Here is a 17326-nt window from a genome sequence, read left to right as displayed (position 1 = left end):
ATTATTTATTGTTACTTTTTAGTAGGTTAAAAAAAAAGCGCATTTAAAATGCGCTTTTTTGGTGCAATATTTTTAACCACAGTGCAAACTTAACTCTGGTCGCTCTGTGCTTTGGGTAATACTAAGTTTAATACTATGCCTAAAATAGCACATAAGCTCACACCTTCTAGGCTGAACTCACTACTACCTATGTACATACCACCAATACCACAAATTAAAATAAGTGCCACAATACTTAAATTGCGCGGCTCACTTAAGTCATCGCCCGATTTAACTAAGGTGTTTAAACCAATAACCGCAATAGAGCCAAATAATAAAATCATTATTCCGCCCATTACTGGCACCGGAATGGTTTGCAAACTAGCGCCCATTTTAGCAACAAATGCTAAGCAAATTGCGATAATGGCAGTCCACATCATTACTTTAGGGTTAAAGTTTTTAGTAAGCATTACCGCACCGGTTACCTCTGAGTAAGTAGTATTAGGTGGGCCGCCAAATAAGGATGCGGCAGAAGTGGCTAAACCATCACCAAATAAGGTGCGATGTAATCCTGGTTTTTTCAAATAATCTTTTTTTGTAACTTGGCTAATTGCCATCATATCGCCAATGTGTTCAATAGCAGGCGCAATTGCCACCGGCACCATAAATAATATGGCTTGCCATTTAAACTCTGGTAACACAAAGTTTGGCACAGCTAACCACTGTGCATTACTTACGGCTTCAAATTGCACTATACCCATAAATAACGATAGCGTGTAACCGGCAACAACACCGGCTAAAATAGGTATTAATTTAAATACCCCTTTACCCCACACGGCAAACACTAAAGTAACGAGCAATGAGAACATAGAGATAATAATAGCGCTGTCGTAGGCAATGATTTGTGTGCCACCATCGCCACTTTTACCCATCGCCATATTAACCGCTGCAGGCGCAAGCGCTAGACCAATCACCATAATCACTGGGCCTACCACAATTGGCGGCAAAATTTTATGTAAGGTTTTTGTACCTTTAAACTTCACCAATAAACTTAATAGCATATAAGTAAAGCCCGCCGCCATTAAACCACCCATCGTGGCCGGTATGCCCCACATTTGCACTGAGGCAATAATGGGTGCAATAAACGCAAATGACGAAGCTAAAAAAATAGGCACTTGGCCTTTAGTCACAAATTGAAACAACAAAGTACCTAAACCAGCGGTAAATAAGGCTACGCTAGGATCTAGGCCTGTTAATATTGGCACTAATACCAACGCACCAAATGCAACAAATAGCATTTGGGCACCGGTTAAAATGGTTTTTATAGAAAATGTAGAATTATTTTGCACTGCTAAACCTTAGTAAACCGTACCGAAAATTTTGTCACCTGCATCGCCAAGCCCTGGAATAATGTAACCTTTTTCATTTAAATGGCTATCAACTGAGGCAGTAAAAATCTCAATATCAGGGTGAGCGGCTAATGTTTTTTCAACGCCCTCAGGTGCAGCAACCAGTACGATTACTTTAATTTCTTTACAGCCCGCTTTTTTAAGCATATCAATGGTGGCGATCATAGAGCCACCAGTAGCCAGCATTGGGTCAATCACTAAGCTTAAACGCTCATCAATATTACCCACTAGTTTTTCAAAGTAGGGTACTGGCTCAAGAGTTTCTTCGTTACGCTCTAAACCCACTACACTCACTTTAGCCGCTGGGAGTAACGACATTACGCCGTCCATCATACCAAGGCCCGCACGTAAAATTGGCACCACGGTAATTTTTTTACCCTTAATGTGCTCAACTTTAAGTTTATTGCCGTCCCAGCCTGTAATTTCGTTATCTTCTAATTCTAGATTTTTAGTGGCTTCGTAAGTTAATAATGTGCCCACTTCTGAACACAACTCGCGAAAACTTTTCGTGCTAATTCCATGCGCGCGCATTAAACCTAACTTATGTTGAACAAGGGGATGAGAAATAACGTGAATAGCCATAGTAATAAACCTAGTGATAAAAAATTTGACGTATTTTATATTAAAACAGGCCGTTTGACTGTTAATTTTAGTCTTGATTTCATAGTTCGTGCCAAAATATTTAATTTAGCCACAACTATAAAGATTTTTGTGTTTATGAGTTGTTACTCGCTAACCAATTATTTACCTGATCATGCATGTAGCTGTTAACCTTTTTGTGTTCTGGGCTCCACCCAAGTAAAAACCGATAAAAGTCTGCCCATGCCACTGGCCATAAATGAGCCCATTGTGTAACAACATCATCAGCATTAATGTGTGGTTGATAGTCACTCAGAGCTTGCTTCAATTGGCTAAAATAATAATCAAGGTAGCTCTGTGCGTGTTTATGAAGTTCAGATTCATCCATACAACTGGTCATAAAATACATTACATCGACCACCCCAACACCCGCACCCACATATTGAAAGTCATAACCGAGTATATGCCCTTGGCTATTAGCGGCAAAATTAGCAAGCTTGGCATCACCATGAATTAACGTTTGGTAGTCACATTGTTTTAACGCGTTATTTAATTTAGTAGCTGCCTGTTTAATATCGGACTTTTTAGGTAAGTTATTAAATTCATCAGGCCGGGTATCTAAATGCCAATAGCTTCCTTGCGGCCATAAGCCATCAAACTTTGTATTTAAATGAAAGGCATGAAAATGTGCCAACCACTTTAATATGGCTTTTATATTATCGGTGGTTGCTTGGGTGTATCCCAGCTTTGAAAAATCTTTAAACACCAAGGCAAACTCATCGCCTTTGTTGATTGCTTTAATGCATTCAATAGCTGCCGCTTGCTTGGGCAGCTTATGACTAAATTGCTGATAAAACGTATATTCAACGTGGTAAGAGTCACGCTTTCTATTAAGTGCAAAGCTGCTTTGTTTAATTTTAGGGTGATTAATATGATCGGGTACTTTAATCGCTTTAATCACACAGGCTTGCTCATCAAGTTGACACTTCACAATTTGACCACAGTCACTCCAAAGCGAGGTTAGGGTTTCGCCAATAGCTATACGTTGAAAATGCGGGGTAAGTAATGGAAGATAAAAAGACATAGCCATATTAGGTTGCTAAATTTTAGTTAGCTTAACATTAGACGGTGTTTTTAATAAAAGGTCTTAAAACAAAGCTCTTAATAAATAAGTTCATATGGTTTTACACAAACCTATATATAAAAAACGAATGCTAGTTTTTGAATGGATGGCCAAATTAGTCATACCAAAAAAAGCAGCTTGTCATGCGTATTTTGCACAGAACTCTATACAACTTAGTCGCCTACCATTTATAGTTATAGCGTTTACATTTGTATTTATGGCTTGAAAACCAATTTTTTTTTAGTACACGCATTGATGCGGGATTATTTTCCAAGACCAACGCTTTCAGCTGAGTAATATTAAATTTACTTTGAGCAATATTTATAAGCTGTGACAAACAAAAACTAGCAGCCCCCTTAGAAGTAAAAGCTTCAGCCACACGATAGCCAACAAACGCTTCATTATTTGAGACGTCCTTAATATTTGCTCGTGCAACTATAATGTTATTTTGAAGTAATACCCCACTATAACCAGCGCCTTCATTCATTTGATTAATTAATAAATCAATGTGCTCGGTAACACCTTTTATTGAATAAAACGACTTAGCTCTAGGCTCAATTAGCGTTTCAAACCATTGCTTATTTTCTAATTCAAAATCTAACAGTTGACTAGCATGATGTTTAGCCAGTTTTTCAAACACCATATGAACCTCTAATCCTTTCGCCAAATAACAGACTTAAAATTGTTAATTAAATTGATGAGGATGTGCTCACTAAAACGGGGGAAGAGCATTGTCCGTTTAAGATTCATACTAAATACCGTTTGTTACCGATAAGTATTTGCTTTTACCGAAACTGACATAATAAATAGTTAAAAAAAGCAATTTGAATATATTACTACCAAAAGAATTTTTAATAATAATTCCTTTGTCAGTAATTGAGGCTACAGGAAAAGTTTGGCTTGAACACCAATCTATTTTCGCTTGAATAGTTTTAGTTGAATCAGGGATGTTTACTGTTTGCGTAACCCCTCTTTTTATAGTGGCAACTTCTACGTCATCCGCAAACAACTTATAGTCTCTAGCCATATCTACAAATTGTTTTGGTCTAAAAACTTGAATATTCATCTAAACTCCATTTAGGTATTTAACACCCCATTAGAGGCAATAAAATAATTGGCAAAATTAGCGACGCAGGAACAAAAGCCAACTGTTTTATCCTGCTTAATGTGTTTGTTGTCTAAATAAAGCTATTAGCAAGTAACCCTACGCCAAGCCCTAAACCAAATATAGATAAGTTGCGTAATATATATACTTTTTTAGAGATATCATAAATAGTTTTACCTTTTGTTAATGACTCAACTATATAGTCTTGAGCAATTAAAGAGTTAAGAATTGAAAAACAAAAACAACCTAAAGGAATATAAACCTTTGAGCCAAAGGTAAGTACTTTTAATTGAATAAGTATAACAACAGCACCTATTATTGCTGATGATAGCCATGCATACTGTTTTAACAACTCAAAATGTAGCTCTGTTGTAATAGTTTCATTTTGGATTTTATTTTTTTCTACACTTCGAGATTTCTCTATACTATCTTCATTATTTTCGACTTGAACTGATTCTTCCATAATTAGAATAAAACTCCATATTTTGATAAAAACCTAAAGCCCGCATAATGGGCTGATAATTGTTGGCTAAAGTGTATGTAACGAAGCTGAGTCAACTGTTAGCAGTTCCGCGCTTAAAGCGCCTGTTATATACAGTTGTTGACTGTTGCTAAACCTAAATCTATATTTGCAACAATATAGCCATACTCTTTCTTAGTTAACTTTTTAGCCTGATATTGTTGCTTAGCTAATTCGTGAGTCCAAGCCTTTTCACATGGAGCTAAGGGAATAGCTGTATCAACCATTAAAAGGTGTTTTTCCTGAATAACGCCGCCTTTTTTAACAATGCTTTTAGCGCAAAGGCTTAAAGCATATTCAACAGCAAATTTATCAACACTTGGCATACCTACAAATTCTACATCACAACCAAGTTTCTCATTACCTTTAGCATCAATATAATAAAGCTGGCCTGACGTAGTACAACCAGATATAAATAAGATGATAACGAGTAATAAAATATGTCTGATATTCACTTTGCCTCCTTGTGCAAATAAGCCCGTATAAAGGGCTAAAACGTAACGGCGATTTAGTCAAACTTGGCCAAGCCCAAACTCAATCCCCGTGTAGTTTTGATATCCTAGCGAGATTGCGAGCATTTTGATGTGTTTGTTATTTGCCAGACCTTGAATAGATTGATAGCAAAGGAAACTTACTTTCACCAAAGTTGATGGTTAACGATAGTGTCTCATCTGCTTTGAATGATTGTAAAAACTCCAATGGTGCAATTCGTTGCCCGTCTGCAAGGATAGCCATTAGGTGTTTATTAGTTAGACTTCTTCGACCTGATGCCATATTAGTCAAAGTTACTACCGCCCAACGCTCACCAGAATCATTACTCATTAATACAAAATTATTTACACTAAAATCACTCTGCTCTGGCTGAATGTTTGATTCATTTGGAAAGGCTAAATTAAAACTATTAGGTACAACTCTATCAATAGAAAGTACCTCTTCACCTGAATGGGCACCGAATGTACAAACCAGCAATATCAAAGACATCCTTTTCAACATAAGTTCTCTCCTAATGGCATAGACATAATGACACCCACACGGTGTTAGCCTCCGCTTTTCGTGTGTTAGCTTAATTCAAAGCCAGAGCCATGATTAGTTTGTCAATTTTGCACCGACACATAACGAGCCTGTAGATTAACTCGTTTTAAATTTATTTTAATTGATGAATCAACCATAGCCGAGTTCCTATTTTGGTTCAATCAGTTATCGCTAGTTTACTTAAAATAGAAAAAAGAATGTACGGTTGTTTTAATGGCTATTTTAGAGGGAATTACAGGTGTTTAAGTCGCTAAAAGGTATCATATATTGACACCCATCTTAACGACCTATTGAACCTGTGTCACAAATTTCACTATTAATCTCTGCATTTAGCTCCTTGAACTTTAAAAGGCTGGTTCCAGCTTTAAATAAGTAAATATCGTTGTAAAACTTAAATGACAGACATGGAAATACCTGCCCTATACAGTAAGTTTACGCATTTGATTGATTAAGCTTTATGCGAGAAATTTTTCGCAGTTACTCATGTTTGCTCGCCGCTTTCTTCCTAGATTTTCACAATAACTTTCATGTGAAGAAGGTCTACCGACTGCTCCCTGGAACACACACGCAAATTGTGTCGTCAATTTCAGCCAGTTCTCAGGGCTAATATTGACTCGCTCTAGTAAAGGAAGGTATATATTGTCAATCTGTCCCCGCTTGTCTTCTCTTATAACACGACCTGTTAATTCAACGAGTTCAAGGTAGGATTTAAGTTCAAAAGGTAGGCCTTTTGGCATGATTTTGCGTGGTAAGCCTGCAAAACGTAATAAACTTTTAGGTTGCTTGCCTGTTGCTGCACTTCCTAATCGCTTTTTCACGCTGGTATGATTTGATTCTTCGGGGGTGCTGGCTATCTTTGCTCTAATTGGATTTAAATCTACATACGCCATGCAAGCAGCTAGTGCAGCTTCATCAAGCAAGGCCTGTGATTTAAAGCGCCCTTCCCACAAATTTATAGGGAATAAATTTGAATGCCGTTAGGCAGCCCGAAGGGTGAGCGCCATGGATGGTAGCGAATAGAATCGACCAGTGCAGTTGTCTTCTTTATTTGCTTTGCGCGCAATATCTTCATTTAACAAGCGCATAAACCAACTGATACTAGATAGCCGCTCTCGGTATTGTTTTACTGTTTGATTGAAAAAGGTAAGCTCTGCTTTAGTGAGTTTTTCACCTTGCAGGTACTTTTACGTTAATAACGTGCCTTTACACACTTTATGCCAACGAATAATAATGGCTTTGTCATTTAGCCTATTGGCCTTTTTATTATCTACATATAGTACTAAATGAGTGTACTTCAGGCATCCTGCCTTCCGCCCTCCGGGCCAGCTGCGCTGTTGTAAAATGTTCCAACATTTTGCTGATTACTCATCACAGCATAAGCACACACATCTATGCAAAATACTTTTGCTAAGGCAAGTAGCCTATCTTCTACCCAGCCTCTGCGATGCTCATAAGACTGACCTGTAAAATGGTATTCTCCGCATAAAAAGGCTCGGCGTACACAACGTGAAATACAGTGATAATATCGCGTATCAGCCAAACTAACCTACCGCTTTCTTGCAATTGCCATAAGACACCCTACTTGTTTTTTTGCACTAAACAAAGGCTAGCCTTTAACTTCGAAAAGTGCAAAATTTAGGATGGGTGTCTTGTTTATTGTTGTTTATTTGCACTGCATTAGAAAGATGGTTGTCATCTTAAATTCAATGCATAAAGACGGTGCTTTATGGGAAGCGCCAAAAGTTATGAATTAGCTATTGACGCCATAGTCTCTTGTTAGAATTTAACTTGCAATACACTTAGCCACAGTCTGTTTAGGTGATGTTGAAAAGTCCAATTGAAGTGTTGTTAGAACGGGCTGTAGCGAGTCATTATTTTTAGTTGCCGCCCACCTAAACTCTTTCATCGATTTCATGGCAGCTTTATTAAATGTATTTTCTGGTACTGAATTTATTATTTGTATATTTTGAGCTTTGCCTAATTCATCAATTACAAAAGAAAATTCTACACAGCCACTTATACCTTTTCGCGCGGCACTCACCGGATATTTAGGGTAACTCCTATTCGTCACAACCCAATAGTTCTCAGTTTTTGATTTATCTCTCGTCAAATCTAGAGCGTTTATATCAACTCTAGTTTCCTGCTCTTCTGTGGTGCTAGAGCACCCAACTAATAACGTAATTAAAAATAGTTTGTATAGTTTCATCATAATTCCTTTTATTGCATCGATACTTGATTAAATTCTAACGCCCCATTCAGAGGCTTTTTATAGTTGGCTAAAATTACGAACGAAGTGAGAAAGCCAACTGTAAAAAGTCCCACACTGTAATGGCTTGTTATGTGCTTTTTCTTACAATCTTAGTTCGATACTGTACAAAAATTTTCTCACAAAGGCGAATAAGAACTGATAATAAAGATATGCAAAGCACTAAACCCCCTACTATTTTCACTTCACCAGTATCAAGGTAATAAAGAACGGAAAGAACTGAGAACACGATTAAGGTTATCAATTCAAATTTAAACTTTTTAATAAATTCCATTTTAAAACTCCAAATTTGAAATTACGACGAACAGATAACAGCTTTATCAGAGGACACTTTCCTCTTTTTATGAGCAATGTATGCCCCCTTAATTATTTTACACATTAATAACAAATCATGTAACTCATTGCCAGCTTAAAACTTTTAGTAAGGCTGTTCTTTTAATACAGTGCAGAAAAGAGGAAAGCGTCCTCATTTCTTGGCTTTGAAAGAAAGCACCAAAATGCCACATGTTGCGAATCTGCTTAAATTGTTTGTTATGTTCGAAGTTTAACTGCTGTGCCAAACACTAATATTTCTGATGCACCATCAGTAACTGAGCTAGTTGTAAATCGTATTCCTACTATTGCATCGGCATTTAACTTTTTTGCATCTTCTATTAATCGTTCTACCGCTACATTTCGAGCTTCCATCAACATCTCGGTATAGCCTTTGAGTTCGCCACCCACAATCCCTTTTAAACCAGCCATGATATCTCGACCAACATGTTTAGACTGAACCATGTTGCCATTGACGATTCCCAATACAGCTTCGATTTCCTTGCCAGGAACAGTTTCCGTTGTCGTATAAATCATAATTTTTCCCTAGATGATAACAGCTCATTAAACACCACTTTGGGAGTTATAACCCTCAAAACAGCGTATATTATATACGCTCAATAATTCCACTAAACAACTCTAATGTAAACAAGTAATTACGTAACTTATTTACCACTCATTGTTAAAATACACTAAAACAACGTTTAATAATGTTCTGTACCATTAAATTAGCCGCCATTAGTTATGGGCTTAAATTACACCCATAAAAAAGCCCCGCTTGATGTTACTCAAGCAGGACTCCACACTAATTTTGTATCAATAAAAGCGCCTAAACTGCAGGCGCTTTGCATTATTGAATTTTATTGGTTAACCACGCTTTTAAGCGGATTAACTGGCTGTGCGTTGTCGTCTAGAATGTTCATATCGAAGTCGAACTCATCAACACGAATCGCTTTTTCACGCTTTTTGTTGTAATCACTTAACTGAACAAATTCAGCGTCGTTAATTACTTTTGCAGCAAGTGCATTTTCAAGCGTGATTGAAAAACGCGTACCCGGCTTAAAGGTTTTAGCACGTAGCGCTTTTTTCACTTTAGCTAATAGCTCAAGTGACGCCATTTTAGCTTTGTAAGCTTGCTCATTGATGTGATGACCATCACCTTCAATTGGCTTAACTAAATGTGTGATTTGCGCTTTAAATGCCGTATCAAGCTGAGCTTGTTTTGCTAATTCACGAATTAAATCATCGCTAATTTTTGGCATTTTAGTTGAGTAGTTCATAGTAATGAAACGAATGAACTTACGAGTACCACTTGCAGGGAAGTTATCTAAGAACTTGTGCAATGCTTCTTCTGCACTTTGTAGTGCAAAACGAGTCGCATAATGGAAGTAAGGAGCCGCTTGCTCACGCTCGCTGCTTGCTACTTTTTGCTCGTAATACTTAATAGATGCCATAGCTGCATACAAGAAGCTCATTACATCGCCTAAACGCGCTGAAAGCATCTCAGCTTGCTTTAATTTACCGCCAAGTACTAGTAATGAGAAGTCAGCATATACAGCTAATTTAGCTGATAGTTTATGTACTGCTTTTTCGTAGTCACGTACTTCTGGTAATGCAGAGCTTGCGCCTGCAGTAAATGGCAGTACACCTAAGCGGAATGCACGTAAGCTGTTTGCTGTACTGTAGCCAATTGTTTTGCGTAAAATACCGTTAAATTCTGCATCTGCGTTTTTGTCATCGCTGTGGATAGACTCAACCATAGACTGTAGATATGGGTGACAACGCATAACACCTTGACCAAAGATCATCAGGTTACGAGTAAGAATGTTTGCGCCCTCTACCGTAATGGCAATTGGCTGCGCCACATAACCGCTAGCAAGCGTGTTTTGAGGACCATTCTGAATTGCTTTACCCGCTTGAATATCCATTGCTGAGTCAAGCACATCACGGCCAAGCTCTGTCATATGGTATTTAGCGATTGCAGTTACTACCGATGGTTTTAAGCCCATGCCTAAACCTTCAGTTGTCAATACTCGCATTGCTTCTTGTAGGTATGTTTTACCTGCAATGTCAGCTAGCTTTTCTTGAATACCTTCAAATTGGCCAATTGATAAACCAAACTGTTCACGCACTGCTGCGTACTCAGAAGCTGATTTAAATGCAACTTGTGCTGTACTTACACCCAATGCTGGTAATGAAATACCACGACCTGCGCCTAAACAGCTAACTAGCATTTGCCAACCGCGACCGATGTTTTTCTGACCACCGATAATAAAGTCCATTGGTACAAATACTTTGTTACCACGTGTAGTACCGTTGTAAAAACGGATACCCATAGGATCATGACGGTTACCAAGTTCTACACCAGGGTGCTCTTTTGGAATAAGTGCACAAGTAATACCTAGGTTTTCTTTGCCACCCAATAAACCATCAGGGTCAACTACTTTAAACGCTAAACCAAGTACAGTAGCAATTGGTGCGAGTGTAATGTAGCGCTTGTCCCATGTAATTTCTAGGCCAAGTACTTCTTCACCGTTGTACATGCCTTTAGTTACGGTACCTACATCAGGAATACCGCCGGCATCAGAACCTGCTTCTGGGCTAGTTAATGCAAAACATGGAATGTCTGTACCATTTGCTAAACGTGGTAAGTAATGTGCTTGTTGCTCATCTGTACCAAAGTGAAGTAGTAACTCACCTGGGCCTAACGAGTTTGGTACCATTACAGTTACCGCAACAGCTGAACTTTTAGTTGCGATAGTACCTACAATTGTTGAGTTAGCGTATGGGCTGAACTCTAAACCGCCAAACGATTTAGGGATGATCAGCGAGAAGAAACGCTCTTTTTTCAAAAACTCTAAAATGTCGTTTGGTAAATGAATACCATTTTGAATGACTGAATCATCAATCATGCCTAGTAGTTCTTGTACTGGACCGTCTAGAAACGCTTGTTCGTCTGCGGTTAATTTTGCCGCAGGTACATCGCGTAGCGCGCTAAAATCTGGTTTACCTTGGTAGATAGACCCTTCTAGCCATACATCGCCAGCGTCTAGCGCTTCTTGCTCAGTAACTGAAATACTTGGTAATACTTTTTTTAATTTTGTACGTAAACTCATAACGAACTCATCCGACCAGATAAATAATACCTACATTACGTCATAAAAATCGGTTTAGATCAATTACTCTATTCAATTAATTAACAGTTTTTTCAATTTATTTTCTTTACCTGAACGTAAACTGTTGAAATAAAAAGGCTTACACATGTACGCTGAATTATTATTTTTTTTGTTAAAAATTTAATAATTCTGGTTGTTGGCGCCGCAAATACGGATTTGGTAATAAAGTAGAAACAAAAAAGCGCAGCCTAAAATTAGGCTGCGCTTTTTAAATATGGGAATGTGAGTAAACCTAGCTTATTTTAACCACTTGTTTACCTGTAAAACCACCTGCTAACTGGTTGTTTAATGCGCTAGAAACAGCCTTTGCGTTAAAATCAACAGCTAATACTTCTGGAGGAATTATTTCGCCATTAGAGACCGTTTCAAGCAACAAATTACCCATAAAACTCATGCGCTGCTGCGCGCATAGGCTATTGGCTAACCACGCGCCACCTAAGGATACAATACTAATATTGGGTGCTCTACGGTACATTAGCTGCTGTTCAAAATTAGGCAGTGGATTTAAACAAGCAATACGACCACAAAAACGCATTAGCTCGATATTTTGAATGGTCGATTCCCCACCCATAATATCAATAACGGCATCAAATCCTTGTGGGCCAAGCTCTCGGCGAATTTTGTCACATAAGGCTTTGTCATTGTAATCAAAGACTACATCAGCCCCTAGCTGCTTAACCAATTTGTGGTTACGCTTGGAGGCGGTTGTAAATACATCGGCACCACGCTGCTTTGCAAATTGAATAGCAAATTGACCTACAGCACCTGCCCCGCCTTCAACAAAGAGGGTATCGCCCTCAGTTACGGCTAATTTATCTAAGCTGATAAGCGCTGCCATTCCGGCGCAGGGCAAAGTAGCAGCCTTATCACTGGCTAATTGCTGCGGAATGATAGACACTGCATAATTAGGCACTTTTGCGTATTCGCTCAATATCCCTTGCTCACCAATACTGGCGTGCCACATTACACGCTCACCCACGCCAGGAAATACGCCTTTACCCGCTTTAACCACTACACCCACTGCATCCAAGCCTAAAACATGCGGATACTGCCATAAACAAAAGCCAGATTTAGCAAATTGCGCATCCACCGGATTTAAACCAACATACTCCACTTTTACTAACAGCTCATTACCTGTGCATTGAGGCACAGGTAATTGAATATCCGTTAAGTTAATATCCTCATTAGGCTCTATTAAGGCAATAGCCTGCATAGATGAAGGAATAGTATCTGGGTTTGTAACTACAGTATTAGGCATCAAAAACTCTACTAGTTAGTATTACTTAACGCGTAACTCCATCGTCCATTAAATGACTGGTAAGCATTTACCTTAGCCAGTAACGATGAAATAGTTGAATCAACAGCATTTTCTTGTGCTATTAAAACATCCTGACGTGCATCTAACAACTCTAAGTAAGGAATTTGCCCTTCTTCATACATTGCTTGTGCTTGTAAAAATGCATTATTAGCAAATTGATACCGCTGCTCAGCAAAACGCGATTGCTGTGCTTGATTGACCAAGTATTGCAATGAAAGTTCACTCTCGTTAATGGCTTTTAACACCACTTGTTGATAGTCAGTATAAGCAGCTTGACTTAAAAACTGCTGCGCATCACGCTGAGCCAACAACGCAGGATAACTCAATAAAGACCATTGTACTTGTGGTGCAACTTGCCACTGCTGCTGGGTGTCGCTAAAACCATTACTGCCCAAACTTAGCACGCCTGCAAAACCACTTAAGCTGATATCGGGTAATAGAGCTTTACTGGCTGCCACACTTAAACTATTTGCTTGGCTAAAGTCATATAATGCTCGGCTAATATCGGGCCTTAGTGCAATCGCTTGATTTGGTTTTGCTAGTGACACTTGAAATGCCTTGCTCAATATAGCGCGTTCATCTTTAATGCTCAGTGATTGCGTTGGTTGTGCACTTAATACCGCCAGCGTAGATAAGTCACGAAACTTAGCATATTCAATCGCCGGAATGAGCGCTTGTTGCTGCCTAAGTTGCGCCATGGTGCGGTTTAAATCAAGCTCATTTGCCACACCTTCATCTACTTGCGCCTGCAGCACTTGAATGCTTTGTTCAAGTGCTTCTATTTGCATTTCAATAATTTGTTGCTTTTGCAGGTTGCCCTGATAGCTGGCAAACCCTTTAACCACAGATGACACAATTTCAATTTGTAATAGCCTAACTTGCTCTGCTTGGCTCATAGCTTGTGAATTTGCGGCATCAACGAGTGCAGTTATTCGACCAAATAAGTCGAGCTGCCAATCAAGTGCAACATTTGCACTTGATTGTCGGCTATTGGTATCGCCTAGTCCACTTCGTTTAGCTCCAACCTCAACACCGCCTTGCGGTAAGTATTGTGCTTGTTGTTCACCAATACGTGCCAACGCACTTTTAAGCACTAACTGACTCGTTTGTAAGTCGTAGTTATTAGCTAATGCGTTGCTAACAAGCTGGTTTAATTGCGCTGAACCTAACTTGTACCACCAGTTTTGCTCATCTTCACCAACATACTGTTCTGCCGATATTGCTTGGGCAACAAACGCGTTTACTTGTTGTTGCTCAGCTGCTGTATCTATTTTGCTCGCACAGCCAGATAACACTGCAATCGCTAACACTGAGCCTAAAAATGCCGGCATTTTAAATTTGTTTAAATGTAATTTAGTCATTTGAAGACTCCTCAGCGCGCTGCTTTTTTACCACCAGCATGTAAAACACTGGCGTAAATAATAGCCCAAATACAGTCACACCAATCATACCTGAGAATACTGCGTTACCCATTGCATGACGCATTTCAGCACCGGCACCGGTTGCCAACACTAACGGAATAACACCCGCGGTAAAGGCAATTGAGGTCATTAAAATAGGACGTAAACGCATGCGACACGCTGCCAACATAGCCTCAAGGTGCGATAATCCAGTGTCGTGTTTATCTTTGGCAAATTCCACCATTAAAATGGCGTTTTTAGAGGCCAGTGCCACCAGTACAATTAACGCTATTTGGGTAAATATGTTGTTGTCTGAGCCTACAAACCACACCCCTAATAACGCAGAGAATATAGTCATAGGTACAATTAAAATAATGGCCAATGGTAAACGTAGGCTTTCATACTGTGCAGCCAGTACCATAAACACAAGCAATACCACCAGTGGGAACACGTACACCATAGTATTGCCGGCAAGTACTTGCTGATACGTTACCTCAGTCCACTCATATTCAATACCAGTAGGTAGCGTTTTCGCCAATACATTTTCAATCGCTGTTTGCGCTTGGTCTGAGCTGTAACCTGGCGCTGGGCTGCCGTTAAGTTCAGCACTTGGGTAACCGTTGTAGTGCATAACACGATCAGGGCCTATAGTTGGCGTTACCGTAAGCACTGAGCCTAGTGGCACCATATTACCTGCACGATTACGTACTTTTAGGTTTAGTATTTGCTCTGGGTCTACCCTAAATTCAGCATCTGCTTGAGCATTTACTTGGTAGGTACGACCAAACATATTAAAGTCGTTTACATACACTGAGCCTAAATAAATCTGCAATGAGTTAAATACTTCATCAAGCGCAATACCTTGGATAAGTGCTTGTTCGCGGTCAATATCAATATCCATTTGCGGTACTTGAATTCTAAAGCTTGAATACAGCCCCATTAACGCCGGATCTTTTTGCGCCGCAGCAATCACTGATTGCAAGCTATTAAATAATGCTTCAAAGCCTTTATTTGCTCTATCTTCAATTTGCAGTTTAAAGCCACCTGTAGTGCCTAATCCTTGAATTGGCGGTGGCGGAAATACAGCCACAAACGCTTCATCAATTGCCGCAAAACGCTGATTTAACTGCGCCGCAATAGCCGAAGCCGACATACTCGGATCGGTACGCTCTGCAAAAGGCGCCAATGGTGTAAACACAATGCCGCTATTAGGGCTATTAGTAAAACCATTTACAGATAGGCCTGGAAACGCCACAGTGTTTGCAACACCTGGAACCTCGAGCGCTATTTGCTGCATTTGTTTTACTACCGCTTCAGTTCTGTCTAAGCTTGCTGCATCTGGTAGCTGCGCAATGGCAACTAAGTATTGCTTATCTTGCTGTGGTATAAAGCCACCAGGTACCGCGTCAAACAGCTTAATAGTGCCGCCAACTAAAGCAACATAGGCAACCATTACCACCACGCTCATACGAATAAGCTTTTGTACTAGCTTTTCATACCCTGTTGCACCACGGTTAAACAGTCGATTAAATGGCTTGAATAACCAGCGACCAAATAACTTATCTAATAAGCGGGTAAACGCATCTGGTTTTGCGTCGTGCGATTTTAACAATAAGGCTGCTAGCGCCGGCGACAATGTCAGTGAGTTAAACGCTGAAATAACCGTTGAAATAGTTATGGTTAAAGCAAATTGCTTATAAAACTGTCCAGAAAGTCCAGTAATAAAAGCCGTTGGAATAAATACCGCACACAATACCAATGCAATCGCAATAATTGGGCCGGTTACCTCTGTCATTGCAACGCGTGTTGCTTCAAGCGGCGATAAGCCGTTTTCTATATTTCGTTCAACATTTTCGACCACTACAATCGCATCATCAACCACAATACCTATAGCCAGTACTAAACCAAATAGCGATAAGGTATTAATAGAAACACCAAGCCACTGCATTACAGCAAAGGTACCAATGAGTGAAACTGGCACAGCTATAAGCGGAATAATAGATGCGCGCCACGTTTGTAAAAATACAATAACTACAATAACAACCAATGCGATTGCTTCAAGCAATGTCGCTATTACCGCATCAATAGAGCCACGAACAAACACAGTTGGATCATAAACAATGTCGTATTCAACACCTTCAGGAAAATCTTTCGATAAACGTGCCATGGTTTCACGCACCTGATCTGAAAGCTCAATTGCATTTGAACCCGGGCGTTGAAATATTGGCATTGCCAATGCGGGTTGATTATCAAGTTCAGCACGCAGTGAGTACGAGTCTTGGCCTAAGTCAACACGCGCCACATCTGACAAACGCGTAAGTTGCCCTTGCTCACCTACTTTAATAATGACCTGCTTAAACTCTTCAATGCTGTTTAGGCGGCCTTTCACGTTTAATAAAATTTGAAATTGGCTATCGTTAGAGATTGGTTGAGCACCTAAGCTACCCGCTGCAACTTGCTGATTTTGCGAGCGCAAAGCAGCCACAACATCGGTTGCTGTAAGCTCACGTGCTGCTAATGCATCTGGATTTAACCACACACGCATAGCATATTTACCACCGCCAAATAACTGAATATCACCCACGCCAGGTAAACGAGCTATTTCATCTTTAATGTTTAAATCGGCATAATTTGATAAATACGCCGTATCATGGCTATTCTGGGGTGAATATAAATGCACCACCATGGTTAAATCGGGTGATGACTTTTCAGCAACTACCCCTAAACGCTGTACCTCTTGTGGTAACCTCGGTAATGCACTATTTACTCGGTTTTGCACCTGTACTTGAGCACGGTCTAAATCCGTCCCTAAGGCAAATGTTACGGTTAAAGTCATGCGCCCGTCACTGGTCGCTTGTGAAAACATATATAGCATGTTTTCAGTGCCGTTTATTTCTTGTTCAAGCGGTGTTGCCACTGTTTGTGCAATAACCGTTGGGTTTGCGCCCGGATAGCTGGCTGTCACTACCACTGTGGGTGGCACAACTTCTGGGTATTCACTGACTGGCAGCTGAAATAAAGAAATGCCACCTGCAATCAAAATAATCAGCGACAGCATGGCCGCAAAAATCGGTCGCTGGATAAAAAAGTGTGAAAATTTCATTTAA

14 protein-coding genes and 1 pseudogene are annotated in these 17326 nt (G+C 39.6%); all 15 read right to left on the bottom strand.

Annotated elements, in window-relative coordinates:
- Nucleotides 1–89: 89 nt before the first annotated feature.
- On the bottom strand, nucleotides 90–1328 hold the full coding sequence (locus CWB75_RS06965) for a uracil-xanthine permease family protein (protein ID WP_010388985.1): 1239 nt from the start codon (nucleotides 1326–1328) through the stop codon (nucleotides 90–92).
- Between the two features lie 9 nt (nucleotides 1329–1337).
- Nucleotides 1338–1970: a uracil phosphoribosyltransferase gene (gene upp / locus CWB75_RS06960; protein WP_008466150.1), complete on the bottom strand. Its 633-nt coding sequence runs from the start codon at nucleotides 1968–1970 to the stop codon at nucleotides 1338–1340.
- A 133-nt stretch (nucleotides 1971–2103) separates the two neighbouring features.
- Nucleotides 2104–3051, bottom strand: a complete 948-nt coding sequence (locus CWB75_RS06955; RefSeq protein ID WP_171039101.1) for a protein kinase family protein — start codon at nucleotides 3049–3051, stop codon at nucleotides 2104–2106.
- Between the two features lie 220 nt (nucleotides 3052–3271).
- Complete coding sequence (locus tag CWB75_RS06950) at nucleotides 3272–3757, bottom strand: GNAT family N-acetyltransferase (RefSeq protein ID WP_249362308.1); 486 nt, start codon at nucleotides 3755–3757, stop codon at nucleotides 3272–3274.
- 84 nt (nucleotides 3758–3841) lie between these two features.
- The gene (locus CWB75_RS06945; RefSeq protein WP_008466158.1) at nucleotides 3842–4156 is read right to left on the bottom strand and encodes a hypothetical protein; all 315 of its coding nucleotides are present in this window, start codon (nucleotides 4154–4156) and stop codon (nucleotides 3842–3844) included.
- A 112-nt stretch (nucleotides 4157–4268) separates the two neighbouring features.
- The gene (locus CWB75_RS06940) at nucleotides 4269–4658 is read right to left on the bottom strand and encodes a hypothetical protein (RefSeq protein ID WP_138570234.1); all 390 of its coding nucleotides are present in this window, start codon (nucleotides 4656–4658) and stop codon (nucleotides 4269–4271) included.
- Between the two features lie 125 nt (nucleotides 4659–4783).
- The gene (locus CWB75_RS06935; protein WP_138570233.1) at nucleotides 4784–5170 is read right to left on the bottom strand and encodes a hypothetical protein; all 387 of its coding nucleotides are present in this window, start codon (nucleotides 5168–5170) and stop codon (nucleotides 4784–4786) included.
- Nucleotides 5171–5306: 136 nt separating this feature from the next.
- A complete protein-coding gene (locus CWB75_RS06930) occupies nucleotides 5307–5708 on the bottom strand; it encodes a hypothetical protein (RefSeq protein WP_249362307.1) in 402 nt (133 codons plus the stop codon).
- Nucleotides 5709–6202: 494 nt separating this feature from the next.
- Nucleotides 6203–7287, bottom strand: a pseudogene (locus CWB75_RS19210) (transposase).
- Nucleotides 7288–7530: 243 nt separating this feature from the next.
- Nucleotides 7531–7953: an energy transducer TonB gene (locus CWB75_RS06920; RefSeq protein WP_171039098.1), complete on the bottom strand. Its 423-nt coding sequence runs from the start codon at nucleotides 7951–7953 to the stop codon at nucleotides 7531–7533.
- Between the two features lie 591 nt (nucleotides 7954–8544).
- Nucleotides 8545–8862: a heavy metal-binding domain-containing protein gene (locus CWB75_RS06915; protein ID WP_008112402.1), complete on the bottom strand. Its 318-nt coding sequence runs from the start codon at nucleotides 8860–8862 to the stop codon at nucleotides 8545–8547.
- A gap of 323 nt (nucleotides 8863–9185) precedes the next feature.
- Nucleotides 9186–11441, bottom strand: a complete 2256-nt coding sequence (locus tag CWB75_RS06910) for an acyl-CoA dehydrogenase (RefSeq protein ID WP_138570231.1) — start codon at nucleotides 11439–11441, stop codon at nucleotides 9186–9188.
- Nucleotides 11442–11733: 292 nt separating this feature from the next.
- Nucleotides 11734–12759 (bottom strand): zinc-binding dehydrogenase, encoded by a 1026-nt coding sequence (locus CWB75_RS06905; protein WP_010388996.1) that lies wholly within the window; start codon nucleotides 12757–12759, stop codon nucleotides 11734–11736.
- An 11-nt stretch (nucleotides 12760–12770) separates the two neighbouring features.
- Nucleotides 12771–14180 (bottom strand): TolC family protein, encoded by a 1410-nt coding sequence (locus CWB75_RS06900; RefSeq protein WP_138570230.1) that lies wholly within the window; start codon nucleotides 14178–14180, stop codon nucleotides 12771–12773.
- Nucleotides 14173–17322 carry an efflux RND transporter permease subunit gene (locus CWB75_RS06895; RefSeq protein ID WP_054201232.1) on the bottom strand — a complete coding sequence of 1050 codons (3150 nt, stop codon included), beginning with the start codon at nucleotides 17320–17322 and terminating at the stop codon, nucleotides 14173–14175. Before CWB75_RS06895 ends, CWB75_RS06900 begins: the two co-directional genes overlap by 8 nt.
- Nucleotides 17323–17326: the final 4 nt, after the last annotated feature.

Source organism: Pseudoalteromonas sp. S1608, assembly GCF_005887265.1.
Classification (GTDB): domain Bacteria; phylum Pseudomonadota; class Gammaproteobacteria; order Enterobacterales; family Alteromonadaceae; genus Pseudoalteromonas; species Pseudoalteromonas undina.
The sequence above is the reverse complement of the archived record's forward strand: the minus strand, read 5'-3'. Positions and strand labels throughout refer to the sequence as shown.

What these genes read in the sequence shown, in the direction of transcription:
- CWB75_RS06900 (WP_138570230.1), bottom strand. Translation starts at nt 14,180, where the DNA reads ATGACTAAATTACATTTAAACAAATTTAAAATGCCGGCATTTTTAGGC.
- CWB75_RS06930 (WP_249362307.1), bottom strand. Translation starts at nt 5,708, where the DNA reads ATGTTGAAAAGGATGTCTTTGATATTGCTGGTTTGTACATTCGGTGCC.
- CWB75_RS06945 (WP_008466158.1), bottom strand. Translation starts at nt 4,156, where the DNA reads ATGAATATTCAAGTTTTTAGACCAAAACAATTTGTAGATATGGCTAGA.
- CWB75_RS06910 (WP_138570231.1), bottom strand. Translation starts at nt 11,441, where the DNA reads ATGAGTTTACGTACAAAATTAAAAAAAGTATTACCAAGTATTTCAGTT.
- upp (WP_008466150.1), bottom strand. Translation starts at nt 1,970, where the DNA reads ATGGCTATTCACGTTATTTCTCATCCCCTTGTTCAACATAAGTTAGGT.
- CWB75_RS06895 (WP_054201232.1), bottom strand. Translation starts at nt 17,322, where the DNA reads ATGAAATTTTCACACTTTTTTATCCAGCGACCGATTTTTGCGGCCATG.
- CWB75_RS06955 (WP_171039101.1), bottom strand. Translation starts at nt 3,051, where the DNA reads ATGTCTTTTTATCTTCCATTACTTACCCCGCATTTTCAACGTATAGCT.
- CWB75_RS06940 (WP_138570234.1), bottom strand. Translation starts at nt 4,658, where the DNA reads ATGGAAGAATCAGTTCAAGTCGAAAATAATGAAGATAGTATAGAGAAA.
- CWB75_RS06905 (WP_010388996.1), bottom strand. Translation starts at nt 12,759, where the DNA reads ATGCCTAATACTGTAGTTACAAACCCAGATACTATTCCTTCATCTATG.
- CWB75_RS06920 (WP_171039098.1), bottom strand. Translation starts at nt 7,953, where the DNA reads ATGAAACTATACAAACTATTTTTAATTACGTTATTAGTTGGGTGCTCT.
- CWB75_RS06915 (WP_008112402.1), bottom strand. Translation starts at nt 8,862, where the DNA reads ATGATTTATACGACAACGGAAACTGTTCCTGGCAAGGAAATCGAAGCT.